General features: G+C 73.0%; 23 protein-coding genes. 14 read left to right on the top strand and 9 right to left on the bottom strand.

Annotation, left to right across the window (positions count from 1 at the left end; translation table 11 throughout):
- Positions 1-154: 154 nt before the first annotated feature.
- The 7 genes from ACFWGN_RS08735 to ACFWGN_RS08705 all read right to left on the bottom strand — a co-directional run bounded on the left by ACFWGN_RS08735 (position 155) and on the right by ACFWGN_RS08705 (position 6283).
- Positions 155-733, bottom strand: coding sequence for a Dps family protein (locus tag ACFWGN_RS08735; RefSeq protein WP_191802427.1), 579 nt, complete (start codon positions 731-733; stop codon positions 155-157).
- Positions 734-825: 92 nt separating this feature from the next.
- Positions 826-1386, bottom strand: coding sequence for a hypothetical protein (locus ACFWGN_RS08730; RefSeq protein WP_377616525.1), 561 nt, complete (start codon positions 1384-1386; stop codon positions 826-828).
- A complete protein-coding gene (locus tag ACFWGN_RS08725) occupies positions 1383-2744 on the bottom strand; it encodes a DUF58 domain-containing protein (protein WP_377616524.1) in 1362 nt (453 codons plus the stop codon). Before ACFWGN_RS08725 ends, ACFWGN_RS08730 begins: the two co-directional genes overlap by 4 nt.
- The gene (locus ACFWGN_RS08720) at positions 2741-3730 is read right to left on the bottom strand and encodes an AAA family ATPase (RefSeq protein WP_377616523.1); all 990 of its coding nucleotides are present in this window, start codon (positions 3728-3730) and stop codon (positions 2741-2743) included. The genes ACFWGN_RS08725 and ACFWGN_RS08720 overlap by 4 nt, the downstream gene beginning before the upstream one ends.
- On the bottom strand, positions 3727-4341 hold the full coding sequence (locus tag ACFWGN_RS08715; protein WP_377616522.1) for a hypothetical protein: 615 nt from the start codon (positions 4339-4341) through the stop codon (positions 3727-3729). Before ACFWGN_RS08715 ends, ACFWGN_RS08720 begins: the two co-directional genes overlap by 4 nt.
- Positions 4338-5114: a DUF4129 domain-containing protein gene (locus ACFWGN_RS08710; protein ID WP_377616521.1), complete on the bottom strand. Its 777-nt coding sequence runs from the start codon at positions 5112-5114 to the stop codon at positions 4338-4340. The genes ACFWGN_RS08715 and ACFWGN_RS08710 overlap by 4 nt, the downstream gene beginning before the upstream one ends.
- Entirely contained in the window at positions 5111-6283 is a 1173-nt protein-coding gene (locus tag ACFWGN_RS08705; protein WP_377616520.1) for a DUF3866 family protein, read from the bottom strand. Before ACFWGN_RS08705 ends, ACFWGN_RS08710 begins: the two co-directional genes overlap by 4 nt.
- A 35-nt stretch (positions 6284-6318) precedes the next feature.
- Here ACFWGN_RS08705 and ACFWGN_RS08700 point away from each other — a divergent pair, with 35 nt between their 5' ends.
- The 9 genes from ACFWGN_RS08700 to lnt all read left to right on the top strand — a co-directional run bounded on the left by ACFWGN_RS08700 (position 6319) and on the right by lnt (position 17717).
- Positions 6319-7431 (top strand): helix-turn-helix transcriptional regulator, encoded by a 1113-nt coding sequence (locus ACFWGN_RS08700; RefSeq protein ID WP_377616519.1) that lies wholly within the window; start codon positions 6319-6321, stop codon positions 7429-7431.
- Entirely contained in the window at positions 7424-8443 is a 1020-nt protein-coding gene (locus tag ACFWGN_RS08695; RefSeq protein ID WP_377616518.1) for a helix-turn-helix transcriptional regulator, read from the top strand. The genes ACFWGN_RS08700 and ACFWGN_RS08695 overlap by 8 nt, the downstream gene beginning before the upstream one ends.
- Positions 8444-8453: 10 nt before the next feature.
- Positions 8454-8780, top strand: a complete 327-nt coding sequence (locus ACFWGN_RS08690; protein WP_056651892.1) for a hypothetical protein — start codon at positions 8454-8456, stop codon at positions 8778-8780.
- 46 nt (positions 8781-8826) lie between these two features.
- Positions 8827-9024 (top strand): Sec-independent protein translocase subunit TatA, encoded by a 198-nt coding sequence (gene tatA, locus ACFWGN_RS08685; RefSeq protein ID WP_036571710.1) that lies wholly within the window; start codon positions 8827-8829, stop codon positions 9022-9024.
- 36 nt (positions 9025-9060) lie between these two features.
- Positions 9061-9807, top strand: coding sequence for a twin-arginine translocase subunit TatC (gene tatC, locus ACFWGN_RS08680; RefSeq protein ID WP_191802601.1), 747 nt, complete (start codon positions 9061-9063; stop codon positions 9805-9807).
- Entirely contained in the window at positions 9800-10945 is a 1146-nt protein-coding gene (locus ACFWGN_RS08675) for a diacylglycerol/lipid kinase family protein (RefSeq protein WP_377616517.1), read from the top strand. Before tatC ends, ACFWGN_RS08675 begins: the two co-directional genes overlap by 8 nt.
- Before the next feature lie 114 nt (positions 10946-11059).
- The gene (locus ACFWGN_RS08670) at positions 11060-14083 is read left to right on the top strand and encodes a DEAD/DEAH box helicase (protein ID WP_377616516.1); all 3024 of its coding nucleotides are present in this window, start codon (positions 11060-11062) and stop codon (positions 14081-14083) included.
- Positions 14084-14158: 75 nt separating this feature from the next.
- The gene (locus tag ACFWGN_RS08665) at positions 14159-15823 is read left to right on the top strand and encodes an amidohydrolase (RefSeq protein WP_377616515.1); all 1665 of its coding nucleotides are present in this window, start codon (positions 14159-14161) and stop codon (positions 15821-15823) included.
- A gap of 295 nt (positions 15824-16118) precedes the next feature.
- Complete coding sequence (gene lnt / locus ACFWGN_RS08660; RefSeq protein ID WP_377616514.1) at positions 16119-17717, top strand: apolipoprotein N-acyltransferase; 1599 nt, start codon at positions 16119-16121, stop codon at positions 17715-17717.
- 190 nt (positions 17718-17907) lie between these two features.
- Here lnt and ACFWGN_RS08655 read toward each other — a convergent pair whose 3' ends face one another.
- Positions 17908-18252, bottom strand: a complete 345-nt coding sequence (locus ACFWGN_RS08655) for an RNA polymerase-binding protein RbpA (protein WP_030151331.1) — start codon at positions 18250-18252, stop codon at positions 17908-17910.
- Positions 18253-18721: 469 nt separating this feature from the next.
- Here ACFWGN_RS08655 and ACFWGN_RS08650 point away from each other — a divergent pair, with 469 nt between their 5' ends.
- Entirely contained in the window at positions 18722-19807 is a 1086-nt protein-coding gene (locus ACFWGN_RS08650) for a tyrosine-type recombinase/integrase (RefSeq protein WP_191802456.1), read from the top strand.
- A gap of 469 nt (positions 19808-20276) precedes the next feature.
- Positions 20277-20543, top strand: coding sequence for a DUF1905 domain-containing protein (locus ACFWGN_RS08645; protein ID WP_354505628.1), 267 nt, complete (start codon positions 20277-20279; stop codon positions 20541-20543).
- 89 nt (positions 20544-20632) lie between these two features.
- Here the strand turns inward: ACFWGN_RS08645 and ACFWGN_RS08640 are convergent, their stop codons facing one another.
- Positions 20633-21586, bottom strand: a complete 954-nt coding sequence (locus tag ACFWGN_RS08640) for a patatin-like phospholipase family protein (protein ID WP_377616513.1) — start codon at positions 21584-21586, stop codon at positions 20633-20635.
- Between the two features lie 499 nt (positions 21587-22085).
- On the opposite strand from ACFWGN_RS08640, the gene ACFWGN_RS08635 reads away from it, so the two are divergent.
- The 3 genes from ACFWGN_RS08635 (at position 22086) to ACFWGN_RS08625 (ending at position 23615) form a co-directional block, all read left to right on the top strand.
- Complete coding sequence (locus ACFWGN_RS08635; RefSeq protein WP_377616512.1) at positions 22086-22532, top strand: iron chaperone; 447 nt, start codon at positions 22086-22088, stop codon at positions 22530-22532.
- Between the two features lie 332 nt (positions 22533-22864).
- Positions 22865-23005 carry a hypothetical protein gene (locus ACFWGN_RS08630; protein ID WP_377616511.1) on the top strand — a complete coding sequence of 47 codons (141 nt, stop codon included), beginning with the start codon at positions 22865-22867 and terminating at the stop codon, positions 23003-23005.
- Between the two features lie 271 nt (positions 23006-23276).
- On the top strand, positions 23277-23615 hold the full coding sequence (locus ACFWGN_RS08625) for a hypothetical protein (protein WP_377616510.1): 339 nt from the start codon (positions 23277-23279) through the stop codon (positions 23613-23615).
- The last annotated feature ends 41 nt before the right edge of the window (positions 23616-23656 follow it).

Raw genomic sequence — 23656 nt, 5'->3', positions numbered from 1 at the left:
GCATCACTCCTGTGAACAGTACGGGCCCGGCCGCTAGAGCGGCCGGGCCCGTACCATCAACGCCGAACGTGTTGCGACCACCGCTGGAATCCGCCAGGACCAGGGGGGCTCTTCGTCGCGGACGGGGGCCGCCGGTGACGGGCGGAGGGGGGAGTCAGGCCTCGTTCTTCGCCGCGGACTCGGCCTTACGGGCTGCGCCTCGCTCGGTCGACGCACCGGAGGTGGAGAGCTCGCCGCCCGAGGACTCCAGGTGCGCCCTGACGAACCAGTGGAACAGCTCGAGCTCGTGCAGGTGCCCCACCAGGAGATCGTTGCTCACGGTGTCCACCGTCTCGGTGTCCGCCGCGGCCTTGCGGTGCGAGGCGATCACGCCCTGGTAGACCTCGTCGAGAGCGCCCAGGTGGGCGATCGTCGACGCGCGACCCAGGTGGTAGTCCTCCCAGGTGCGCTCGGCGACGATCGCACCCGGCGTGCCCCGCGGCGGCACCCCCAACGTCGCGATGCGCTCGGCCGTGGCGTCGACCATGGCGCGCACGGCGTCCACCTGGGGATCGATCATCTCGTGGACCGCGATGAAGTGCGGACCCACGACGTTCCAGTGGATGTGCTTGAGCGTGAGGGCGAGGTCGTTCAGGGAGTGCAGACGCTCCTGCAGGATCGCCGCGACGTCCTTGCCCTCCTGGAGGGTGAGCGACGGGACGGTGTACTCCGGCAGGTCCTTCTGGGCAGCCATGTGGTCCTCCTCGAGTCGGGATGCGTGTCAGGCGCAGGGCGCCTCCACCCATCCTGGCCCCGCGTGCTCGTGCTCGCAGGTCCAGCGCGAGCTCACCGACGCCACCAGGTCCGTGGGACCACCAGGACGGCGAGCGCGCACAGCGCCAGCGCCGCCACGACGGTCCAGGACCCGCTGCCCTCGAGGCCCGAAGCGGCGAACGCCACGAGCGCGAGCCCCTGGCAGAGCGCCTGCACCAGGGCGGCGCGACGCAGGTCGAGCGCGAGGACCCGCCGTTCGACCTCGCCCGTCCAGGGGACGCGCGCCACCCACCAGGACGCCCGGAGCACGAGGTGCACCAGCGGGAGGAGGGCGAACACGACCGGGTCGAACGCCGTCGAGGCGTCGAGGAGCGCGGCGCCCCCGGCGAGGACGATCGCGTGCGGGACAGGGGGCCGCGGGAACCTGGTGACCGCCGCGGCGAGCGCGAGGCCGATCACCACGCTGCCGAGCAACGACGGGAGCAGGCTGTGCACGGTCAGGGCGCCGAACACGGCTGTGGCGCCGAACAGCACGGCGCGCAGACCGGGCCCGGGGACGGTCGGTCCGGTGGCCACCTCGGTCGAGGGCCTGGCGGCTGCAGGAGCCGGGCGAACCGGAAGGCGCGCGTTCATCGGGACGTCCCATGCGCGACGTGTCGTTGCCGGCGGGCCGCGAGCTCGAGCGCGGTCCGGGCCGATCGGGGCGTGCGGCCGGGCACCCCAGGATCGTCGTCGACCGAGGGCAGCCACCGGACCACGAGGATCCCTTCTCGACGCAGGCTCTCGAGGCGCTGCTCACGCTCGATGTGCGTGATCCGCCAGGCGAGAGCGACGCCGGGGTCGCCCCGCGGGACCTCGACCGTGGGCAGGATGTCGACGGCCACGACCGGATGGCCCGTACCGCGCCAGGTCCGGGCGATCGAGGCGCTCTCGTCGTCGAGGAAGGTCGAGAACATGTACACGAGCGCACCTGCCGGGATCTGCGGGGGACGCAGGCGGCGTCCGGGGTCTCCGACGGGGTGCGCGAGCGCGAGCGCGTGGACGATCCTGCGCAGCTGGCGCTTGCCTGCGGCCGGGGGCAGGGGACGTCGGACCCACCCGAGGTCCTCGAAGCCGACCCTGTCACCCCCGTCGAGCGCGGCCTGCGCGACCGACGCCGCGGCATTGCGTGCGACGTCGAGAGACGTCGCACGGTCCATGGGCAGCGGGCCGTTCCCGCGCCAGGTCGTGACGTCCGGTCCCACCTCGTCGCGCGAGTCGAGCACGAGCACGACCGTCGCCTCCGCAGTCGCCTGGGTGCGGCGCACGTAGAGGGTCTCGAGGCCCGGGGACCGTCGTGCGGTCGCGCGCCAGTCGATGCGTCGCAGCCGGTCGCCCGGCGCGAACGGATGGATGTCCCGCAGCTCGGTGCCGTCGCCGAGCCGCCGGGTCGTGTGCGGTCCGGTGAGCCCGACCAGCTGATGAGGCAGCGGAAGTCGACCGAGCGGCTGGGCCGCCGGCAGCACGAGGACCCCGGGTGCCTGCACGTCGTCGGGCCGTGACTCGAAGCCACCCTCGACGCTCGCCGCGACGTGGTCGACGCGGAACGTCCGGTGCGGCCCGGTCCGGGCCGAGCGGGTCGTGAGGTCGAGGGTCCTGGTCCCGTCCACGAGGACCGTGACGTCCGCGGCGTCGTTCCCCGGGCTGGTGACCCGCAGGCGGACGGGTGCGGCGCCGTCGGGCACCTCGAGGCGCAGCCGCGCGTGCAGCTCTCCCGGCCCCGCCCCGCCCGCCTCGGCCGGGACGAACGTCGCCGTGACCGCCCCACCGCGTGGGCGGGCGATCCACGCCCACGCCGCGCTGAGCAGCGCGGGTGCCCCGAGGACCGCGACGTCGGCGCGGCCTGCGACGAGGCCGGTGATCAGCAGGGCGAGACCGAGCACGACCCCGGCCGCGAGACTTGTCGTCTGCAGCCACCCCGTCGGCTCTCCGCCCCCTGCGGGCGCCGTCATCGCGCCGTGCTGGCGACCGTCGCGGGGCCCGGGACGCGGTCGAGGATGGCCCGGACGATGGTCTGCGGCTGGGCGTTCGACGCCCACGCCGTGGGAGTCAGCGTGAGCCGGTGCGCGAGCACGGGGACCGCGACGCGCTTGACGTCCTCGGGGAGCACGTAGTCCCGGCCGTCGAGGGCCGCGACGGCCCGCGCGAGCAGGACGAGGGTCTGCGACCCGCGGGGCGAGGCCCCGACCTCGAGCTGGGAGTCGGCGCGCGTCGCGGCCACGAGGTCGACGCAGTACGTGACCACGTCGGGGTCGACGTCTGTCGCCTCGACCCCGGCCTGCATCGCGAGGACCGTGGCGGCGTCGACGACCCGGCGGACCTCGGCCTGCTCCTGACGGCGGTCGAGCCTGCGGCGCAGGACCTCACGCTCCTCGTCCCGGTCCGGGTACCCGACCGCGAGGCGCACCATGAAGCGGTCGAGCTGCGCCTCGGGCAGCGGGTAGGTGCCCTCGTACTCGACGGGGTTGGACGTCGCCAGGACGTGGAACGGGCGCTGCAGCGGGTACGTGCTGCCCTCGATCGAGACCTGGCGCTCGGCCATGGCCTCGAGCAGCGCGGACTGGGTCTTGGGCGCGGTGCGGTTGATCTCGTCGGCCAGGAAGAGGCCCGTGAAGACCGGTCCTGGGCGGAACACGAAGTCGGTCGTGGCCGGGTCGTAGACCGAGGACCCCGTGATGTCCGCGGGCAGCAGGTCGGGTGTGCACTGGAGGCGGGCGAAGTCGAGCCCGAGCGCCGTGGCGAGGCTGCGGGCCGCGAGGGTCTTGCCGAGCCCCGGCACGTCCTCGAACAGCACGTGGCCGCCCGCGAGGATCGTGGCGAGCGCGAGCTCGAGCGGGTCCCGCATCCCGACGACGGCCGTGCCGACCTCGTCGAGGATGCGGCGGCCGAGCGCGGCCACCTCGGGCACGCTGAGCGCGGGGGCAGGGGAGTCCGTCATCGGGTTCGCCTCTCGGTGGTGGTCGTGGTGGTCGTGCGTGTGCTGTGGTCCGTGCCGGTGGTGGTTCCGTCGGTCGCGCGGCCGTCCGTCTCGCGGCGCTGCGCAGCGGACGCTCGTCCTGGGCCCGCGGAGATGCCGCTCAAGTCCTCGACCGCTGTGACCCAGGACCTCAGGACCGGCATGGTCGGTGGGCGCAGGTCGGTCGTCATCTGCTGGTGGACCTTCGGCCCGAGCAGCTCTGAGGCCGCGCGCTGCTGAGTGGGGTCCGTGCTGCGCAGGTCGACACCCTGGTCGGCCAGCGCCCTGGCCGCGAGCGCCAGGACGCGCTTGTGTGCGCGTTCGCTGACTCGTCCGTCGTTGCCGTGCATGGCCCAGGTGAGCTCAGAGAGGTCGCGTCGGGCGCCGTGGCGGTTGCGGTCGGGCAGGGCGTGGTGCTCGGGGTCGTCGCCGGGTCGTGTGCGTCGGTACAGGACGAGGAGGACGAGGGCGCCGGCGGTGAGGACGAGGGCGTGGGGCAGGTCGAGCCCGATGACGGCGAGGGCGGTGCCGGCGGTGAGGACGAGCCCGGCGTCGAGGAGGAGGCGTCTGCCGGTGGTGGGGCGTCGGCTCATGGGGTCGTGGCCTGTCCGGTGTCGTGGGGAGCTGTTCCGGTCCGGGTCGGGCTCGCGGCGGGTCCTGGTGGCGCGAAGGCGATGGCGAGCCGTTCGAGGCAGTCGCGCGCGGTCTGGACGTCGTGGTCGGCGAGGGGGCGGTTCGTGAAGCGGGCGCGCTGGTAGAGGCCGAGGAGGGTCGTGACGGCGTCGGGGTCGGCGGGGGTGGCGTCGAGGACGGTGGTGGTGAACTCGGTGGGGGTCTGGGCGGGGTGCCTGCGGTGGCCGGTGTCGGCGGTCGCGTCCTCGAGGGCGATCCAGGCGGCGGTGACGGCGTCGCGGGGGCTGCGGGCGGTGTCGAGGAGGTGGCGTGCGTGGGTGACTCCGCGCCGTAGGGCGGGGAGCTGGACCTCGAGGGTGGGGGCGGCGGTCACGGTGTCCCCTGTGGCGACGTGGTCGCGGTGGGGCTCGCCGGGTGCGGCGGGCTCGGTGCGGCGGCGGCGCAGGTAGAGGATAGCGATGACGACGAGGACGGCGGCGACGGTGACGGCGAGGTAGGTCGTGTAGTCGCCGATGGACATCCCGGCGGCCTGGCCGTCGAGCCCTGGGGGCAGGGTCTCGACGTAGGTGGGGCCGTCGATCGGGACGGGGGCTTCGGGGGGTGGGACGGCCGAGTCGTCGGGGGGCAGGAACCATGCGGGGCGGTCGTAGCTCCAGCGGGACCCGGCGGCGGCGCCGACGAGGACGAGTGCGATCAGGACGACGACACCCCCCAGTCGTGTCCGGTTGCTCATGCGGGCCGGTTCCTCTCGGCGTGGAGGCCGGCTGCTGCGGCGGTGAGGAAGGCTGCGGGGTCCTGGTCGAGTCCTCGGCCCATGGTGGAGAGGCCGACGGGGGTGGTGCGGAGCGCGTCGAGGAGCGCGGTGCCGGTCTCGGTGTGGGCGAGGCGGTGGCGCCCGTGGGGGGCGGCGAGGTGGGTGGCCTGCTCGGTGATGCGCGCGGTGAGCGTGGCCCCCCACCCGGGGAGGGCTTCGATCTCGGGGGTGGGGCGGGGCACGACGACGTCGCTGGCCGCGAGCGCCACCCGGCCGTAGGCGGTCAGGGAGTGGTGGGAGATGCCGAGGTGGCGGTCGCGGGGGTCGGCGCCGGAGACGCGCAGGGAGGCGACGGGCAGGGCTCCGAGCGTGGCGGCGGCGTTGAGGGCTTCTCCGGCGGCGACGCCGGAGAAGCCCCAACGGGTGCCGGTGCCGAGGTTGCCGGGTCCTTGGGCGACGATCGCGAGGTCGGCGCCGGTGACGTGGCGGGCGGCGAGGAGCCCGGTGTGGACGGTGACGGCTTCGTGGTCGCCTCCGTAGGCCTGTCCGACGGTGAGGCAGGTGTGGATCCAGCCGGCGTCGCGCAGTCCGGAGACGGTGCGGGAGAACGCTGCGGGCAGGGCGCCGCCGTCGGTCATGACGTAGGCGATGCGGGGGGCGGGGCGTCCGTCCTGGGCTGCGGCGAGGCGGGCGCCGGCGACGATCGCGGGCAGCGCGGAGTGCAGGTCGGCGACGACGACGGGCATGCCGGCGAGGTCGTCGGCGTCGCGCAGCGTGTCGTGGTGGGGGGACTCCTGCTCGTCGACGCCCAGGACGAGGGCCTGCAGGGGGGTGTAGCGGGCCTTGACGAGGTGGCCGGGGCCCGCGGGCGGGTCGGTGGGGAGCGTGTCGGGCAGGGCGACGACGAGCGCGTACCCGCCGGTGCCGAGCCCCCGGGCGAGGGCGCTGACGTTGAGGAGGACGCGGTCGCCGACCTGGGGGTCGCCCACGAGCTGCGGGTAGGCGAGCGCGCGCACGGTCCGGGGGCGTTCTTGGTCGCCTGGTCCTGCGGTCGCGGGCAGCGGTTCGTCGAGCTCGACGGTCAGTTCTTGCGCGCCCTGCCAGCCTCGGCCGCGCGACATCACCCTTGCAGATCGCCACGTCATCACACGGGTGAGGCTACCGTTCGTTAGCGTGGGTGCCGATGCCTGATCAGACGAGCCAACCAGTCAACCCTGCGACGAGGCTGTTGAACCTCGTGATCGCCCTCGTGAACACGAGCGTGTCGATGACGAAGCAGCAGATCCGCACGAGCGTGGCGGGGTATGCCGACGCGCCCTCGCCCGAGGCGTTCGAGCGGATGTTCGAGCGCGACAAGGACTCCTTGCGCGACCTGGGGATCCCGATCGTGACGGTCGACGCCGGGGGCCACAGCGACGACGTGGGGTACCGGATCGACCAGGACGCGTACGCGCTGCCCGCGGTGGACCTGACCCCGGCCGAGTTCGGGGTCCTGTCGCTGGCCGCGCAGTTCTGGCAGGACAAGACGCTGCGGACGGACATCTCGCGCGCCCTGACGAAGCTGCGGGCGGCGGGGGCGGGGGAGATCGCGAACGACGCGGTCGCGGGCCTGGCGCCCCGGGTGCGGGCCGTGGGTGACGCGTACGGGCCGTTGCTCGACGCGATCGAGGCGCTGCGCGTGGTGTCGTTCACGTACCGGGCGGCGTCCACGGGCGAGGTGCGCACGCGCACGGTCGAGCCGTGGCGCATCGCGGCGCGCCGGGGCGGCTGGTACCTGCTGGGCTTCGACCGCGAGCGCCAGGCGCCGCGCGCGTACCGGCTGAGCCGTATCGAGGGGCGGGTGCGTCTGCTGGGGCGGGCGGGGGCGTTCACCATCCCGGAGGGTGTGGACGTCGACGCCCTGCTGGGGGCGCGCGCGGGGCGCGAGCTCGAGGCGCGCCTGGCGATCGGTCCGGAGCGGGCCGAGGCGTTGCGTGCGCGGGGGCGCAGCGACGGTGACGGCGATGGCACGGGCGAGGGCACGGGCGAGGGGGCGGGGCCCCGTCGGGACGGGCGCGACGTCGTGCACGTGCCCTACACGAACGCGCACACGTTCGCGGACGAGATCGCGGGGTACGGTGACGCGGTCGTGGTGCTGAGCCCGCCCGAGCTGCGCGACGCCGTCGTGCGCCGGTTGCGCGCCGCGGCGCGCCTGGGGTCCGCGGACCCGGCCACGGGTCTCACCCCTTCCCCGACCGACCGGTCCCTCGACCGGGACGGCACGAGCACGACGACGACCGAGGAGCAGCGTGGCTGAGCGCGCGGACGACCGGCTGGTGCGCCTGCTGGGCATCGTCAGCTATCTGGACGGGGCGGGCGGCGTGCCCGTCGAGGAGCTCGCGTCCCGGTTCGGGGTCACGACCCGCCAGATCGTCGAGGACGTCGACGCCCTGTGGGTGTCCGGCACACCCGGGTACTGGCCCGACGACCTGATCGACTTCGACGCGGACTCCCTCGAGCGCGGCGTGGTGCGCCTGACCGAGGCGCGCGGCATGACCCGACCCCTGCGCCTGGGCACGCGCGAGGCGGTCGCGCTCATCGCGGCGCTGCGCGCCATGGGGGAGACGGGCGCGGTCCGCTCGGACCGGGCACGCTCCGACGTCGTCGCCTCGGTCCTGGACAAGCTCACGGGCGCGACGGGCGAGGCCGCCGCAGCCCTGGACGTGCGCCTGCCCACCGACGGGGACCCCGCGGTCGTGGCGACCGTGTCCTCGGCCCTGGCGAACCGGCACCGGTTGCGCGTGCGGTACGTGACGAGCGCCGACGTGGTCTCCGAGCGGGAGATCGACCCCGTGGCCCTGCACACCCAGGACGCCTGGTCGTACCTCCTTGCGTGGTGCTACCGCGCGCAGGGTCAGCGCACGTTCCGCCTCGACCGGCTCCTGGCCGCGACCGAGCTCGACGTGCCCGCCGCCGAGCACGATCTGCCGACCGAGGTCGACTTCACGCCCACGGGCGACGCGCCCCTGGCCACGATCACGTTCGCGAGCCCCGCACGCTGGGTCGCCGAGCAGGTCCCGGTGGAGAAGGTCCGCAACCTGCCCGGCGGCGCGTTCGAGGTGTCGTTGCGGGTGACGAACCCCGTGTGGTTGCGCCGGCTGCTGCTCGAGCACGCCCGCCACGTCCTGGCCGTCACGCCCCAGGCCGTGGCCGACGACGTCGCGCAGGCCGCGAGCGCCGCCCTGGCCGCGTACGGGGAGTCCGCGGTCGGCGGCGGTGCGGTCGACGAGGAGCCCGACCCGGCCCCGAGCGTGCCGTCCGCGAACTAGGCTGGTCGGTATGTGGTTCACCATCTGGTCGGTCCTGGTCGTCGGCACGCTCGTCGGCGCGTTCTTCCTGGGGCGCGACCTGTGGCGCAAGGCCAAGGCGCTCCTGCGGCAGATGTCGGAGTCGTCGCAGGTCATGGACCGCTTCGCCCGGCGCACCGACGAGCTCACCGCGGCGGTGGCGGCCGCGCAGCCCAGCACCGCGCCCACCCTGTTCGACGACCCGGTGCTGCTGCACGAGCGCGTGGAGGAGCTGCGCGCCGAGCGGGCCGAGCGCCGGTCCCAGCGCAGGACCCGCAACAAAGTGACGTGGGACCGCTGGCGCCGATTCAACGCGTAGGATCTGCGACAACAAGACTCGCGTCCGACTCCAAGGGAGCCATCTCATGGGCATGCTGAAGCCCTGGCACATCATCGTTCTTGTCGTCGTCGTCCTGCTCCTGTTCGGGGCGAAGCGACTTCCCGACCTGGCCCGCAGCGTCGGCCAGTCGCTCAAGATCTTCAAGAGCGAGGTCAAGGACCTGCGCGACGACGACAAGCCCGCGGAGCCTGCCGTCAAGGATGACGACGCCCCCAAGGCCTGACCCGTGTCCAGCTCGACCAAGACGTCCGAAGGGCGCATGCCGCTGCGCGAGCACCTGCTCGAGATCCGCAAGCGACTCTTCCTGGTCTCGTGCGGCCTGGTCGCCGGCGCGATCCTGGGGTGGTTCCTGTACCAGCCGCTCCTGGACGCGTTGCAGGCCCCGCTCGAGAAGGCTGCCGCGGAGCAGGGCAAGGTCATCAACCTGAACTTCTCGGGCATGGCGACCGCGCTCGACATGAAGATCAAGGTCTCCTTGTTCCTCGGGGTCATCGTGTCCTGCCCGTGGTGGCTGTACCAGCTGTGGGCGTTCATCACCCCGGGACTCACGTCGAAGGAACGCCGCTACGCCATGGGCTTCCTGGGGGCATCGGTGCCCCTGTTCCTCGGCGGGGCGTTCCTGGCGTGGTGGGTCCTCCCGCACGCGGTCGACATCCTGGCCGGCTTCGTGCCCGAGGGCGCGACCAACCTCACCGACGCCCAGGGGTACCTGAGCTTCGTGATGCGGCTGGTCCTGGCGTTCGGGCTGGCGTTCGTCCTGCCCGTGGTCCTGGTCGCCCTGAACTTCGCGGGACTCGTCCGGGCCAAGGCGCTGTTCGCCGGGTGGCGCTGGGCCGTGCTCATCGCGTTCGTGTTCGCGGCCGTCATGACCCCGACCCCGGACGCGCTCACGATGATCCTCGTGGCCCTGCCGATCTGCCTGCTGTACTTCGGGGCCGTCGGGATCGCCTTCCTGCGCGACCGCAGCACCGACAAGCGCGACGCCGCAGCCCTCGCCGGTGCCTGAGGCACCTTCGCGCCCGGCCCGCCTCGGTGTCGTCGTCAACCCGACGGCCGACCGTGGGCGCGGCCGGGGCGACGGCGCCCGCACGCTCGAGCTCCTGCGCCAGGCCGGGCACGACGTCCTGGACCTCAGCGCCCCCAACGCGCCCCTCGCGCTCGAGAACGCCCGCGACGCGGTCGCCGGCAGCAGCACCCGCGGTCCGCTCGACGCGCTCGTCGTCGTGGGCGGGGACGGCATGGTCCACCTCGGCGTCAACGCGGTCGCCGGGACCACGATCCCGCTCGGGGTGGTAGCCGCCGGGACGGGCAACGACTTCGCCTCGGCCCTCGAGCTGCCCGTGCACGACGTCGACGCGGCCGTCACCCTGCTCCTCGAGTCCCTGCGTGCCCGCGCCGCCGGCACGGGCGGCACCCGCCTCGTGGACGCGGCCCGCGCAGAGCCCCTCGACGACCGGCTGGAGCCCCGTCCCGGACGCGAGCGCTGGTTCTGCGGCGTCCTGTCCGCAGGCCTGGACGCCGCGGTCAACGCGCGCGCCAACGCCCTGACCTGGCCGCGCGGCCGCGCCAAGTACGTGCGCGCCGTCGCGAGCGAGCTCGCGCGCTTCCGCCCCTACGGGTACCGCATCACGGCCGAGCTCGTCGGCGCCCCGGACGCCGCGGGTGCCGCGGCCGTCCTCCCCGCGGCACCCGCGGCGTCGGGGCCCCTCGACCCGGCCGGGACAGCCCCGAGCGCGCCGCCCGACGACGCCTCGCACCCCTTCGTGTGGGAGTCACCCGGGACCGTGGTCGCCGTGGCCAACGGGCCCCGCATCGGCGGCGGCGTCCTCATCGCCCCCGAGGCGTCGATCGACGACGGCCTGCTCGACCTCGTGACCGCAGGCCCGCTGACCCGCCTGGGCGCTGCCCGTGTCTTCCCGGGCATGTACCGCGGCAAGCACGTGCACCACCCGGCCGTCGACGTGCACCAGGCCCGCTCGGTCGTCCTGGAGGCCAGCGACGCCGGCGGACCGCCCCCACCCGCGTTCGCCGACGGGGAACGGATCTCGCGGCTCCCCGTGCGCGTCACCGTCGTCCCCGGCGCCCTCACGGTCCTCGACCCCCGCGCCTACCCCGACCGCGTGACGGCACCACGCCACCCCTGACCCACCGGCGGGCGGCGGACGCCGCGGTGCTGGCCGGGTGCCGGCCGCAGGACGACGACGTCCCCCGGCTGCGCCTGACGCCGGCACGTCACCGGCGGACCGTAGGGTGGAGCCATGACCGCAGCACCCCGCTCCGCCGGGACCGACGAGACCCAGAGCCCCGCGGAGCGCTACGCGGCGTCGCGCGCGCTCCAGGCAGCCTCCCGCACCCAGCTCGCAGCCTTCCGTGAGGTCGTCGGCTTCCCGTTCGACGACTTCCAGGTCCGCGCCTGCCAGGCACTCGAAGAAGGACGAGGCGTGCTCGTGGCCGCCCCCACGGGCGCCGGCAAGACCGTCGTGGGGGAGTTCGCGGTCCACCTGGCCCTCGCCGGTGGGCGCAAGGCGTTCTACACCACGCCCATCAAGGCCCTGTCCAACCAGAAGTACGCCGACCTCGCGCGCCGCCACGGCGCCGACCAGGTCGGGCTCCTGACGGGCGACACGTCGATCAACGGCGACGCCCCGATCGTCGTCATGACGACCGAGGTCCTGCGCAACATGCTCTACGCGGGCTCCCGCGCCCTCGACGGCCTCGCGTTCGTCGTCATGGACGAGGTCCACTACCTCGCCGACCGGTTCCGCGGCCCCGTCTGGGAAGAGGTCATCATCCACCTCTCGGACGACGTCCAGCTCGTGTCCCTGTCCGCGACGGTGTCCAACGCCGAGGAGTTCGGCGACTGGCTCGAGATGGTTCGCGGCGACACCGCCGTGATCGTCAGCGAGCGCCGACCGGTCCCGCTGTGGCAGCACGTCTTGGTGGGCTCGCGCGACCGTGGGGGGCGCACCCCGGGGGAGGCCGTACGCCCGGGGACCGGCGCCGACCTGATCGACCTGTACGCGGGGCACGTGGACCCGACGGACCCCGGGGTCAACCCGCCCATCAACCCCGACCTGCTGGTCGCGTTCCGCAGCGGTGCGCGCGACGGCGGGTACCCGGGCCGTGGCGGTGGCCGCGGCGATCGCGGGTACCGCGGCCGGGGCGGGCGTCCCGGCGGGTCGGGCGGCTACGGGAACCGGGAGGGGTCGGGACGCCGGACGCCGCCGCGTTTCGCGGTCGTCGACGCGCTCGACGCGGACGGCCTGCTGCCCGCGATCTTCTTCATCTTCTCCCGGGCGGGGTGCGAGGCCGCGGTGACCCAGTGCCTGGCCGCGGGCCTGCGCCTGACCACGCCCGACCAGGAGGCCCGGATCCGGGCGATCGTCGAGGAGCGCAGCGCGACGCTGCCCGCCGAGGACCTCGACGTCCTGGGGTACTGGACGTGGAGCGAGTCCCTCGCGCGCGGCATCGCGGCCCACCACGCCGGGATGCTGCCCATCTTCAAGGAGATCGTCGAGGACCTGTTCAGCAAGGGCCTGGTCAAGGTCGTGTTCGCGACCGAGACCCTAGCCCTGGGGATCAACATGCCCGCCCGGTCGGTCGTGCTCGAGAAGCTCGTCAAGTGGGACGGCACCTCGCACGTGGACATGACGCCGGGGGAGTACACCCAGCTCACGGGGCGCGCCGGGCGCCGGGGCATCGACGTCGAGGGGCACGCCGTCGTCGTCGACCACCCGGGGCTGGACCCCGTGGCTCTCGCAGGCCTCGCGTCCAAGCGCCTGTACCCGCTCGAGTCCTCGTTCAGGCCCACCTACAACATGGCCGTCAACCTGGTGGCGCAGGTGGGACGCGAGCGGGCCCGCGACGTCCTGGAGACGTCGTTCGCCCAGTTCCAGGCCGACCGCGGGGTGGTGGGCCTGGCCAAGCAGGCCCAGGCCCACGCCGAGGCCCTCGAGGGCTACGCCCAGGCCATGACGTGCGACCGCGGCGACTTCTCCGAGTACGCCCGGCTCCGGCGCGCCATCGCGACCCGCGAGGCGGACCTGTCGAAGTCCGCGCAGCGCGCCCGCCGGGCCCAGGTCGTCGCGGACTTCGAGAACCTGCGCGTCGGGGACGTCGTCGAGCTGCCCTCGGGGCGCCGCGCGGGGTACGTCGTGGTCCTCGACCCCGGCAAGGACGGCGGGTTCGACGGCCCGCGCCCCACGGTCCTGACGGAGGACAAGCAGGTCAAGAAGCTCACGGTCGCCGACGCCCCCTCGGGCATCCGCACGGTCGGCAAGGTCCGCATCCCCAAGACCTTCAACCCGCGCGTGCCCGCAGCCCGGCGCGACCTGGCGTCGTCGCTGCGCAACGCGCTCGGTGCGTTCGTCGACGTCCCCGGGGCCCCGGCACGCGGTGGCGGCCCGCGGGTACGGTCCTCGGCAGCCGACGACAAGGAGCTCACCCGGCTGCGCGCCGCCCTGCGTGCGCACCCGTGCCACGACTGCCCCGAGCGTGAGGACCACGCACGCTGGGCCGAACGGTGGGCCAAGCTCAAGAAGGAGCACGACGCCCTGGTGCGCCGCGTCGAGGGACGCACCGGTTCGATCGCCCGGGTCTTCGACCGCATCTGCGACATCCTCACCCAGCTCGGGTACCTCGAGGTCGACACGCACCCGGCCGGGGGCGGTCCGCTCGACCGTGACGCCACGGGCGGCGCGCAGGCTCCGGCGCAGGACCCGGCGTCGGCTTCCCGGACCGGGACCGGTCCCCGCCCCGCCCCGGAGGTCAAGGTCACCGACGCAGGGAACTGGTTGCGCCGCCTCTACGCGGAGAACGACCTGCTCCTGGCCGAGTGCCTGCGCCGTGGCGTCTGGGACGAGCTCGACCCGGCCGGCCTGGCCGCCGTCGTCTCGACCCTCGTGTTCTCGGCCCGCCGCGAGGAGCCGGGCGAGCCCTACGTCCCCGGCGGACCTGACGGCAAGCTCGCACGCGCCCTCGACGGCACCGTCGTGGTGTGGTCCGAGGTCGACGACCTCGAGGAGGCGCACCACATCGACGCGAGCGGCACGCTCGACCTGGGTCTCGTCGCCGCGGTGCACCGGTGGGCCAACGGCCGCAGCCTCGACGCCGTCCTGCGCGGGTCCGAGCTCGCCGCGGGCGACTTCGTGCGCTGGTGCAAGCAGATCATCGACGTCCTCGACCAGCTCGCGACGGCGGCCCCCACGCCTGCCCTGCGCAAGACCGCGATCCGCGCGATCGAGGCCGTCCGGCGAGGGGTCGTGGCCTACTCGAGCGTGTGACCTTCGCGTCACGCGCGGCCCTGGGCGCCCCTGGACGAGGCGCGAGGGGCGTCCGGTGGCCTATCGTGTGGTTTCGTGGCCTCCACCCTGTATCGCAACGGTGTCATTCATTCCTCGACCGACCCCTTCGCCGAGGCGATGCTCGTCGACGGCGGGGTGATCACCTGGATCGGCGCGAACGACACGGCCGCCGGGCTCGCCGCCCGTGCCGACCGCGTCATCGACCTCGACGGGGCCCTCGTGGCTCCTGGGTTCGTCGACTCCCACGTCCACGTCCTGGAGACGGGCCTGGCCCTGGCCGGGGTGGACCTGTCCGCGAGCGCCGGCGTCACGTCCCTGGCCGGCGCGCTCGAAGCCCTGCACGCGGCCGTGGCCGCACGCCCGGCGTCCCAGGCCGACGAGGTGCTGCTCGCGTTCGGGTGGGACGAGCAGGGATGGCCCGAGCACCGGGCTCCCACCCGCGAGGAGCTCGACGCGGCGTGCGGGGGAGCGCTCGTCTACGCGGCGCGGGTCGACGTGCACTCCGCGGTCGTCTCGACGTCCCTGGCCCGCAGGGCCGGGCTCGAGGGGCAACGCGGGTGGACCGAGACCGGCTGGGTCACCGAGGACGCGCACCACAGCGCCCGGGACGCGGCGCGCGACCTGAGCCCCGAGCGCCGCACGGCCATGTACCGCACGGCCCTGGACGCTGCGGCGCGCCGGGGGATCGTGTCGGTGCACGAGAACAGCGCCCCCTCGATCGACACGCGTGAGGGTCTGCGCGAGCTCATGGCGCTGACCGCCGACCCGGCGGGAGCCCTGCCGCACCTGGTCGCCTACCGCGGGGAGCTGTGCGCCACGCCCGACGACGCCCGTGCGCTGCTCGCGGACCTGCCCGGGCTCGCGGGCATCGCGGGCGACCTGAACATCGACGGGTCGCTCGGCTCGCGCACCGCGGCCCTGCGGCACCGGTACTCGGACCTGACCGGGGCGCCGGGCGAGGCCGGCCCCGACGGGCGAGGCAACCAGTACCTGAGCGCCGAGCAGATCGCGGCCCACCTGTCCGCGGTCGCCGCCGCCGGGACCCAGGGCGGCTTCCACGTCATCGGCGACCGCGCCATGGACGCCTTCCTCGTGGGTCTGCGCGCCGCGGCCGACGCCGACGGGGCCGCGGCGCACCGCCGGGCCGCGCACCGCGTCGAGCACGCCCTGTTCGTCGACACCAACGCGCTGTCCACGCTCCTGCTGTTCGGGGTCTCCCTGAGCATCCAGCCCGTGTTCGACTCCGCGTGGGGCGGCCCGGCCGGCATGTACGCCTCGCGACTGGGGCCCACCCGTGTCGGGGGCCTGTCCCCGTTCGCGGACCTCGCGGGGGCCGGGGTGCCCCTGGCCTTCGGGTCGGACTCCCCGGTGACGCCCCTGGACCCGTGGTCGGCGGTGCGTGCGGCCATGTCCCACGCGGACCCCGACCAGCGCATCTCCGCCCGGGCGGCGTTCCGGGCGCACACGCGCGGCGGCTGGCGCATCGCCGGCCTGGACCACACGGGCGCGGGACAGCTGCGCGTCGGGTCCCCGGCCCACCTCGCGGTGTGGCGGGCCGAGCACCTCGCGGTGCAGGGAACGGGCACCACGGTCTCCTCGTGGAGCACCGACGCGCGCTCCGGGACGCCTCTGCTGCCCGACCTGACCGACGGTGCGCCCGACCCGACGTGCCTGCAGACCGTGCGCGACGGCGTCGTGCTGTTCGACACGTTCGACTGAGTCCTCCGGCGCCCTCCCGGGCCTGCGGGGCGGTCCGCCGCCCCGCAGGTGCCCGTTCGGATTGACACCACCGTGAGGACCGGTAAGTTCGTTGACGTGTTCCGGCCTTCAGCGCCGCGGGGGAGCGAGCCACCATCTCACCGTTCTCCCCGTGTGCCCTGATGCGCATCGGCTCGACCCGCGCGTTCAGTAGACAACACGGCCTCACCGGTGGCGGTGCGACGTGGTCCGAAGGACGCGCGGGTCGGCCCACATCCACCCGCTGACCTGCAGGTGCGTGGCGTAGTCTGCACGGGTGTCGACCCGTGAGCCGAGCCGCTGGCTGCTGATCCTTCTCGCCGCCGGTGGCGGCCTCCTGACGAACGCCGCCTTCCCCGACCGCGGGTGGTGGCCCCTGGCCTTCCTGGGCGTCGCCGCCTACTTCCTGGCCGTGCGTCGCGACGGCGCCTGGTGGAACGCCCTGGTCGGGTTCGTCTGGGGGCTGGCCTTCTTCCTCCCGCACATCCAGTGGGCGCAGATCGCCACGGACACCGTGCCGTGGCTCGCCCTGAGCGTCCTGGAGGCCGTGTTCCTGGCGCTGCTGGGCGCGATGTGGACGTGGGTTCGACGCATCGGGTTCGTGGGTCGCAACCTCGCGTGGCAGGTCGTGACGTTCTCCGTGCTGTGGGTCGCGATCGAGCAGTGGCGCTCGGAGTTCCCCTTCGGCGGGTTCCCGTGGGGCCGGCTCGCCTTCTCCCAGGTCGACTCCCTGCTGGGGCGCACGGCCTGGCTCGGCGGGGGACTGCTCGTCTCGCTGCTCACGGCCGCGATCGGCGTCCTGCTGGCCGTGTTCCTGCTCGAGTCGCGCCGCCTCAAGGTCTTTCCCGCCCTGTGCTCGCTCGCGACCGCGGCCGTGCTGCTGGGGGTCGGGCTCGTGGTCCCGCTCGACGTGCGCGCCGAGACCGGGACGCTCGCGATCGGCGCGGTCCAGGGCAACGTCGACGAGCCCGGGCTCGGGTCCTTCGCCAACCGTGGCGTGGTCCTGCAGAACCACGTCGACGGCACCCTCGCACTCCTCGACGAGGTAGACCCCGGCGAGCTGGACGTGGTCCTGTGGCCCGAGAACGGCTCCGACCTGGACCCCCAGACCACGCCCGACGTCGCGGCGGACATCGACGAGGCCGCGAGCGCCATCGGCGCCCCGATCCTCGTGGGCGCCCAGGAGTTCCCCGAGTCGGGTGGGCGGTACAACGTGTCGCTCCTCTGGGTCCCCGGCGAGGGGGTCGTCGACCGGTACGCCAAGCAGCACCCTGCCCCGTTCGGCGAGTACATCCCGATGCGCAGCTTCGTGCGGATCTTCTCCGACCAGGTGGACCGGGTGACCACGGACATGATCGCGGGCGACGAGGTCGCCGTGATCGACCTTCCCTCCGAGCGGCTCGGGCGCACCGTGCGGCTCGGCAACGTCATCTGCTTCGAGGTCGCGTACGAGGAGCTGGTGCGTGACGCCGTGAACGCGGGCGCCGAGCTCCTGGTGGTCCCGACCAACAACGCCTCGTTCGGGTACAGCGCCGAGTCCACCCAGCAGCTGGCCATGTCACGCCTGCGGGCGATCGAGACCGGCCGCGCGACCGTGCAGATCTCGACCGTCGGGGTCAGCGGCATCATCGCCCCCAACGGGGCCCTGCTGCAGAGCACCGAGCTCTTCACCCCGGACCAGCTGATCGCCACCCTTCCCCTGCGCGACTCCCTGACCCCGGCCGTGCGCGCGGGCTACTGGCCCGGGTGGATCGCCGGGGGGCTGTCGGTCCTGCTCGTGGTCGCGGGCGTCACGGCTCACGTCAGGCGGGCACCGGCCGCGAGCGCCAAGGGCGGCGCCAAGCGGCCGGCGGCGAAGAAGACTGCGCGCCGGTAGAGGGACACCGGTCCGGTCGGCCCGCTCCACGGAAGCCCCGCTGCCCGACGGCGCCCCCTTCCTGGGTGAGCCGCCCCGCCCTGGGTGCGCGCCGCCGTCGGGCACGCAGAGCGACAACCGAGCGTGCCGTCCGACGGAACGACGAAGGACCCGGAACTCCGAGGAGTTCCGGGCCCTTCGAGGCAGTCGATCAGGCGCTGCGACGCAGCTTGCCGGCACGCAGGAGGCCGAGGCGCTCGTCGAGCAGCTCCTCGAGCTCCTTGATGGTGCGACGCTCCAGCAGCATGTCCCAGTGGGTGCGGGCAGGCTTGCCGGCCTTGGGCTCGGGGCGCTCCGCGTCACGCAGGAGGGCCTCCTCGCCACAACGGCACTCCCAGACCGCCGGCACCTCGGCCTCGGTCGAGAACGGCAGGATGATCGTGTGCCCGTTGGGGCAGTCGTAGTGAGCCTGGAAGCGGGGGGCGAAGTCGACGCCCGCGTCGGACTCCATGCTCTTCGCGCCGATGCTCATTCCACGTAGGGACCGGTCGGCCATGGTGTCCTCCAAGGGGTAGCGGCAGGGTTGTCTATGGGGGTCAACGTCCGGCCGGCTGCGAGTGTTCCGGTCGGACGTGAAGGTCCGGTGAAGCAGGAGGCACGCCGAACCCACCCGTCGAGGCTGCCCAGCAGACCGTGCGCATCGGGTAGGACACGCACTCCCGCGAGACCACCGACCAGGTTTCCGGTTTTCGCGGGCAGGCGCAACTTCAAGCGCAGAATCGGGGTGTGACGTTGCTCCGTCACGTGCGCTCGCGCGCCCGGTCCGGCGGCAAGAAGCCAGGCGACGGGAGGCTCCTCGTCCAGCACGAACGTGTCCTCGGCCGGCATCGACCGCTGCGCCGACGCGACGGGGACGCGCCGGTGCGGGACGGAGGCGGCCTGTCCGGATAGTCTCCAATGCCACGATCGCGGTACGGTTCCTCGTGTGAGGCACCAGGGACACGGCGAGCAGCGGACGGTCGACCATGGCGACCGTTGAGGCCTACGAGACGACCGCCGGACGGCGGTACATGGTTCGCTACCGCACCCCCGAGCGCAAGCAGACCAAGAAGCGCGGCTTCAAGACCAAGCGCAGCGCCGAGGCCTTCGCGTCCTCGCTCGAGGTGTCGATGCTCCGCGGCGAGTTCATCGACCCTGCGGCGGCCCGGTCGACGGTCCTCGAGCTCGGGGGAGCGTGGCTCCAGCGCCAGACCCACCTCAAGCCCTCGACGGCCCGCGCGATCGAGAGCTCGTGGCGCCTGCACGTCACCCCCCGGTGGGGGAGCGTCCCGGTCGCCGAGATCCGGCGCACCGCGGTCCAGGCGTGGGTCTCCGAGCTGAGCGCCGCCTACAGTCCCACGACCGTCGCACGCGCGCACGGCGCACTGGCCTCCTTGCTCGACGACGCGGTCGACGACCGCCGCATCCTCACCAACCCGGCCCGCGGTGTGAACCTGCCGCGCAAGGTCCGCCGAGAGCACACCTACCTCGACCACCAGCAGGTGGCCGCACTGGCCACCGCCGCCGGCCGGCACGAGACGCTCGTCCTGGTCTTCGCGTACTGCGGGCTCCGCTGGGGCGAGGCCGCCGGCCTGCGCGTGAGGGACCTCGACATGCTCCGGCACCGGCTGCGCGTCAACCAGAACGCGGTCGAGGTCGGGTCGGACATCGTCATCGGGACTCCCAAGACGCACGAGCGACGCTCGGTCCCGTTCCCGGCGTTCCTCTCGATGCGGCTCGCTGCCGCGTGCGAGGGCAAGGGGCGCGACGACGTCGTCTTCCACGGCGACCGCGGCGACTACCTCAAGCGCTCGAAGTCCGGCACCGGGTGGTTCTGGCGCGCGGCTCGCGACGCGGGCATCGACGACCACCTGACCCCTCACGACCTGCGCCACACCGCGGCGAGCCTCGCCGTCTCGGCCGGGGCGAACGTCAAGGCCGTCCAGCGCATGCTGGGACATGCCTCCGCGAGCATGACTCTCGACGTCTACGCCGACCTCTTCGACAACGATCTCGACGGCGTCGCGGTCGCTCTGGAGTCCGCGAGACTGCGCGCAGTCTCGCCTGGCTAGTGCCCGTGGTGTGCCCACGGGGTGTGCGCTTGGCTCCTGCAGGCTCGTGAGAGTGGCGGAATTTCAACGTTCCGACGGGGGAGAGGCGCTCATGCCCCGTGGGTATAGAACTCACGGGGTAGGCGCATCCGAGGGCAAATCGGGCATCGTTCATCGAGTGGCGAACTGCGCAGATCGCACCGGAGGCAGATCTCACCCCGACGCTCTCAGGGCTTCCTGGCGAAGTCTGTCGTCATCAAGATACTTCGCCGCACTTCGGACTGGGTGACACGTGAACGCTCCGCCCAGGCGGGTCGAGCGGGCGGGTCAGGGAGCGGCGGGCGGTCGGCAGGCAGGATGCCGACTCGCGGCGCGTTCCGACCTACCCGGTCTGTTGCTGCTCGGTAGGGTCGAGCGACAGGGCGCCGCTCGGGGGAGCGGCGCCGACGATCGACGAAGGGGTCACCCGGTGAGCAGCTCTCCTGGTCCGATGGACGTCACGTTCTCCGCTCCGATCGGAGTGAGCGTGCGCGGCGACGTGTGGTCGTGCGTCGAGGTGCCCGACTCGGTCGAGCTGTTGGGAACAGGGAAGGCCGTGCGGGTGGTCGCCACCGTGGACGGTCACGACCTGACGGCCGGACTGATGCCGACCGGGGCCGGCGGCCACATGCTCTCGATCAGTGCCAAGCTGCGCAAGAAGCTCGGAAAAGACATCGGAGATACCGTCACAGTTCACCTGACCGAACGATTGACGTGACCTTCGGAGTGCTTCCTTCTTTCCCGTCGGTCGCGCGACACGGTTTGCGTAAGCGGCCGACGGGAAATGGACAGGAGCCGTCCGGGGATTCAGTGCCAGAAGGCGATCAACGCGTCGGCCAGGGCCATTCCTTGGGCATGCCCGGCTCGAGCGGCCAGGGGCCGGAGCGACAGGTCCATCGCGTTGGCGCCGAACAGGTGCTCGGAAGCACTGTCCGGGAAGATCGTCTCCACCTCGCTGTCCAGCGCCCGGAGCTCGTCCACCTGCGCGGCGAGCTGCAGACCCCAGGCCGGCGGAGTGAACGACCGGCCGCCGAACGGTGACAGCACCAGCACCCGCTCGCACCCGGCGGCAAGGTCGGCGTTCTCGTTGCGCCGGTAACCCCCGTCGATGTACCGCCGTTCTCCGATCCTGTACGGCAGGCCGCTCGAACAGCTCGCCGCGACAGCGTCCGCCAGATCGACGCCGCTGAGGTGGTCGAACACGGCCGGCTCGCCGGACTCGGCATCGACGGCCGTGAGCAGCACCTTCCGCTGCGGCCAGTGCTGGCTCGGCAGCCGAGAGGCGACGGTGGCGCGCCACTGAGCGTGCCAGGACCCGTCCGATGCCGCTTCGCGGCCGAGGGCTGCGGCACCCACCTTTCGTCGCAGGTCAGCAGCGTCGTCGGCGGAAGCGATGAGAGCGTTCATCCGCTCCAGGTGGTCCACGACCGCGCGGTTCGCGGCACGCCCTCGGTCTGCGCCGGGTGCGCCGTTCGGACGTGGGGGAGCAGCGGCAAGGATCGTCGCGAGCAGCTCGGTCGGAGATGCGCCGGCCAGCTGGGCGGCGGCAGTCGAGCCGGCCGACGTCCCGACGGTGAGATCTGCCGCTGTCACGTCGAGCCCGGCATCGAACAGACCGGCGACGACGCCGATCAGCCAGGCGTTACCGGTGGACCCGCCGCCCCCGAGGACGAGCGCCCGCTCGCCGACAGGGAGCCGCGACAGGCTCTGGTCAATGTTCGAGGCGTCGGGGGCCGGGGAGAAATCAGGTGAGGTGTTCATGGGAGTCGCCTTTCGCGAAGTGCTGGGCGAGCGCTCCCTGCGACGACTAGCTCGGTCGCGCGATCGTGGACTGCAGGGGAGAGCCCGGTACGGGTACGGCGTTCACGGGTCTCACCTCCTCGACGACGGGTCACGATCAGGGCGACGCTAGCACGCCGCACGCGCGGCCGACCACGGAAATTCTCCGCCGACTGCTCCTCGCTGCAGGCTGCCGATTCGCCGACGGAAACTCGGCATGCCCAGGGCGGCCGCTTCGACAGCTTCCGACCTGATCATTACTCGCCCTTACCGTGCGGAATTTCATACCTCGCTCCAGAGCATTTCGTCATCGATTCTCCGAGCGAGGACGGAAGGTAGAACCTCGGCGACGCGAGGTCTTTCTCTGAGACGCGAGCGGGTGCGCCGTCGGTCACGATCGAGCAGATCTGGAGAAGCGCACGACGGCGTCCGTCAGTAGCGTCGAACCTGACGACAGACCCACCGAGAAGGGGGAACCACGATGACCGGCACCACGAAGTCGACCAAGACCGCCAAGGCCTACGAAGGATTCTCGGCCGAGGAGCGCGCGGCGATGAAGGAGCGCGCCAAGGAGCTCAAGGCGTCTGCGAACCGGGCCGAGGCGGAGAAGGCTCAGCTCGAGAAGATCGCTGAGCTGTCCGAGCCGGACCGCTCCATGGCCTCGCGGATCCACGAGCTCGTGGCCGAGCACGCGCCCTCGCTCGCACCGAAGACCTGGTACGGGATGCCCGGGTGGGCCAAGGACGGGAAGATCCTGTGCTTCTTCCAGCCTGCGGAGAAGTTCGGCGCTCGCTACCCGACCTTCGGCTTCAACGATGTCGCCCAGCTCGACGAGGGTACGTTGTGGCCCGTCGCCTATGCCCTCACGGAGCTGACAGCGGAGAACGAGGCGACGATCGCCGCGCTCGTGAAGCGGGCAGCCGGCTGACCGACGGCAGGTGTCGCCACTCCGTCACCATGCGGGTCAGAGCGCAGAAATGCGCTCTGACCTGCGCGAATACACATCCGGGAGCTGAAATCCGGGGGAGTGGCGGGCACACGTCTCCTGGCCGTCGTCTGGCACCATGCTCACCGTGCCCCTCGACATCCTGCTGGTCGCCGTCTCGCAGCGAGGCACGAGCTCTCGCCGTCGCACGCTGAGGACCGTGGCGGCCGCCTGCGACACCGAGGGGCGAGCTCGTCCGGCTGGCCGCGGCGAGCGGGCGGCCGTTGCTGGCGAAGATCGCCCCGTACGGAGACCTCGTCCTGACATCGTCGGAGGTGGACCAGCTGGTCGCCGAGCTGCGATCCGTCGACGGCGCGGCTTCCGGGGCCGCTGCGCGCATCGTGGACGAGGTCGTCGGCCTGGCCGAGCGGTGCGCCGCCGATGTGACCACAGAGCTGCACCTCATCGGTGACTAGCGGTCCTGTCCACAGATCGTTGGAACGACGCCCCTTCCAGCCCCTCTCGACCATCACCCCGCAACGCCGATAATGTACATTATGTCATTATGCCGAACGGGGCCACCCCTCTCGTGCGGCCAGACGGGCCCCTGGCGCCCTGAGCGACCACGCACAGCACGACTGGATCGAGCCTCGCCGGTCGCACGGCGTGCATCAGGATCGCACGCGGCGGACTCTCTCCTTCGCAAGGGCGTCGAGCAGCGGCGCGCAGCAGCCTCTGGAGTCGACGATGAGCTCAGGACCGTTCGCGGCCGCGCAGTCCGACAGGCCGACCGTCGTCGAGCCGGCGCCGTCACCCAGGAGCTCGCCGGCGCCGACCGGCCGTCGGCTTGCGGTCCACGGCGCGCGCGCGACCCTCGTGGCGCTGCTCCTGGTGACGACGCTCGGCGTGGCGGTGCTCGCGGCTGCGCTCGCCTCGATCTTCGCGGTCCTCACGGCCCCCTGGTGGATCTACCGGTTGTGGCTCCGCCCTGCGCTCGACCGGTCCCCCTCGAGTGCGGGCGCCCTCCTGGACGTTCGGCCCGGGCGGGACGGCGACGCGCCCCTCGCTGCGTCGTCGGGCATCTGAGGGCGCAGCTGCCCGCCCTCTTTCGCGATGGCACTGCTGGG

It is taken from the genome of Oerskovia sp. NPDC060338, from assembly GCF_042726295.1.
GTDB lineage: Bacteria > Actinomycetota > Actinomycetes > Actinomycetales > Cellulomonadaceae > Oerskovia > Oerskovia merdavium.
The sequence above is the reverse complement of the archived record's forward strand: the minus strand, read 5'-3'. Positions and strand labels throughout refer to the sequence as shown.

Bases quoted from the DNA above. Each gene is read 5' to 3' on its own strand.
- tatC (WP_191802601.1), top strand. From the start codon at position 9,061: ATGCCGCTGCGCGAGCACCTGCTCGAGATCCGCAAGCGACTCTTCCTG.
- ACFWGN_RS08725 (WP_377616524.1), bottom strand. From the start codon at position 2,744: ATGACGGCGCCCGCAGGGGGCGGAGAGCCGACGGGGTGGCTGCAGACG.
- ACFWGN_RS08635 (WP_377616512.1), top strand. From the start codon at position 22,086: ATGACCGGCACCACGAAGTCGACCAAGACCGCCAAGGCCTACGAAGGA.
- ACFWGN_RS08730 (WP_377616525.1), bottom strand. From the start codon at position 1,386: ATGAACGCGCGCCTTCCGGTTCGCCCGGCTCCTGCAGCCGCCAGGCCC.
- ACFWGN_RS08640 (WP_377616513.1), bottom strand. From the start codon at position 21,586: ATGAACACCTCACCTGATTTCTCCCCGGCCCCCGACGCCTCGAACATT.
- ACFWGN_RS08655 (WP_030151331.1), bottom strand. From the start codon at position 18,252: ATGGCCGACCGGTCCCTACGTGGAATGAGCATCGGCGCGAAGAGCATG.
- ACFWGN_RS08670 (WP_377616516.1), top strand. From the start codon at position 11,060: ATGACCGCAGCACCCCGCTCCGCCGGGACCGACGAGACCCAGAGCCCC.
- ACFWGN_RS08690 (WP_056651892.1), top strand. From the start codon at position 8,454: ATGTGGTTCACCATCTGGTCGGTCCTGGTCGTCGGCACGCTCGTCGGC.
- ACFWGN_RS08720 (WP_377616523.1), bottom strand. From the start codon at position 3,730: ATGACGGACTCCCCTGCCCCCGCGCTCAGCGTGCCCGAGGTGGCCGCG.
- ACFWGN_RS08710 (WP_377616521.1), bottom strand. From the start codon at position 5,114: ATGAGCAACCGGACACGACTGGGGGGTGTCGTCGTCCTGATCGCACTC.
- ACFWGN_RS08625 (WP_377616510.1), top strand. From the start codon at position 23,277: ATGAGCTCAGGACCGTTCGCGGCCGCGCAGTCCGACAGGCCGACCGTC.
- ACFWGN_RS08715 (WP_377616522.1), bottom strand. From the start codon at position 4,341: ATGAGCCGACGCCCCACCACCGGCAGACGCCTCCTCCTCGACGCCGGG.
- tatA (WP_036571710.1), top strand. From the start codon at position 8,827: ATGGGCATGCTGAAGCCCTGGCACATCATCGTTCTTGTCGTCGTCGTC.
- ACFWGN_RS08650 (WP_191802456.1), top strand. From the start codon at position 18,722: ATGGCGACCGTTGAGGCCTACGAGACGACCGCCGGACGGCGGTACATG.
- ACFWGN_RS08700 (WP_377616519.1), top strand. From the start codon at position 6,319: ATGCCTGATCAGACGAGCCAACCAGTCAACCCTGCGACGAGGCTGTTG.
- ACFWGN_RS08735 (WP_191802427.1), bottom strand. From the start codon at position 733: ATGGCTGCCCAGAAGGACCTGCCGGAGTACACCGTCCCGTCGCTCACC.
- ACFWGN_RS08645 (WP_354505628.1), top strand. From the start codon at position 20,277: ATGGACGTCACGTTCTCCGCTCCGATCGGAGTGAGCGTGCGCGGCGAC.